We start from the raw sequence: 1,401 nt of genomic DNA on the forward strand, positions 1-1,401 counted from the left end.
GGGGGTGTCAAGTTTTCTGTGTAAGGGACCGGTCGGTTGTCCGGTCTGCCGGGTGGTCAGATCGGGAGTCGGTTGGGGAATTGAACGGCGAAGGCGTTCAGCGCTTGGTGCCAGCCTTGAGTGCCGGTTCCGAGCTCGCCGCCGCGGGTGGTTTCGATGTTCCGGATCCCGAGGTAGACCAGCTTGATCGCGGCCTCGTCAGAGGGGAATGAGCCCCTGGTTTTAGTGATCTTCCGCAGCTGGTAGTTGATCGATTCGATCTGGTTCGTGGTGTAGATGACCTTCCGGATCTCCGGGGTGAAGGCCAGGAACGGGGTGAAGTCCTCCCACGCGTTCCGCCACGCCAGCACCGCCCCTGGGGCGGTGCTCTGCCAGGTCTCCGCGAAGGCCTCCATCGCCAACTCAGCAGCCTGCACGGTAGGTGCCGTGTAGATCGGGCGCATGTCCCGGGCCATCGCTTTACGCGCCCCGTACGAGGCGTATTTCATCGCCGAGCGCAGCAGGTGAACCACACAGGTCTGCACCACGGTCTGAGGGTAAATGCTGTTCACCGCCGCCGGCAGGCCGGTGAGCCCGTCGCAGCACAGGATCAGGATGTCGGCGGCTCCGCGGTTACGGATTTCGGTGAGCACGTTGGCCCAGAACTTCGCCCCTTCGCTGGTGCCCAGCCACAGGCCCAGGACCTGCTTGCGGCCCTCCACGTCCACGCCCACGGCCACGTGGCAGGCCTTGTTCACCACGACCCCGCCGTCCCTGATTTTGAGCCAGATCGCGTCGATGTAGACGATCGGATACACGGATTCCAGCGGCCGGTTCTGCCATTGGGCCACCTCATCGGCGATCACGTCGGTCACCCTGGAAATCGTCGCCGCGGAGACCTTGGTCCCGTAGATCTCATCAAGGTGGGAGCCGATGTCCCGGGTGCTCATGCCCCGGGCATAGAGGGAGAGAATCATGTCCTCGACCTTGCCCAGCCGGCGGGCCCGCTTGGGCACGATCACCGGCTCGAAGGAGCTGTTCCGGTCCCGTGGCACGGTGACCTGAACGGGCCCCTGGAGGGTCTGCACGCTCTTGGTGGTTTTGCCGTTTCGGGAGTTGCCAGTGCCCTGCCCGGCCGGGTCCCCGGACTCATAGCCGAGGTGGTCGCTCATCTCCGTTTCCAGGGCCCGTTCCAGGACCGCGCGGGTCATCCGGGAGAGGAGTTCCTCAACACCGTTGCGGCCCTCCCCAAGGTCCTCCGCGGCAGTGACGAGAGCGTCGATCTGGTCGGCGCTCAAAACGCCTTCCAAGGGGTTGGTGGTCATACTGATTTCGGCCAAGAGGGCCCGTCCTTTCAAGGGTAAAACCGCAGGTCAAACCCTAGTTAGAGACCGGACCCTTACACACTCTATGAAACACCCT

General features: G+C 63.7%; 1 protein-coding gene. It reads right to left on the reverse strand.

Features of this window, described 5'->3' with window-relative positions:
* Positions 1 to 56: 56 nt before the first annotated feature.
* A complete protein-coding gene (locus tag AC5RTT_RS20550) occupies positions 57 to 1,289 on the reverse strand; it encodes an IS256 family transposase (RefSeq protein WP_494146705.1) in 1,233 nt (410 codons plus the stop codon).
* Between the last annotated feature and the right edge of the window lie 112 nt (positions 1,290 to 1,401).

It is taken from the genome of Arthrobacter sp. Y3221157 (assembly GCF_059089865.1).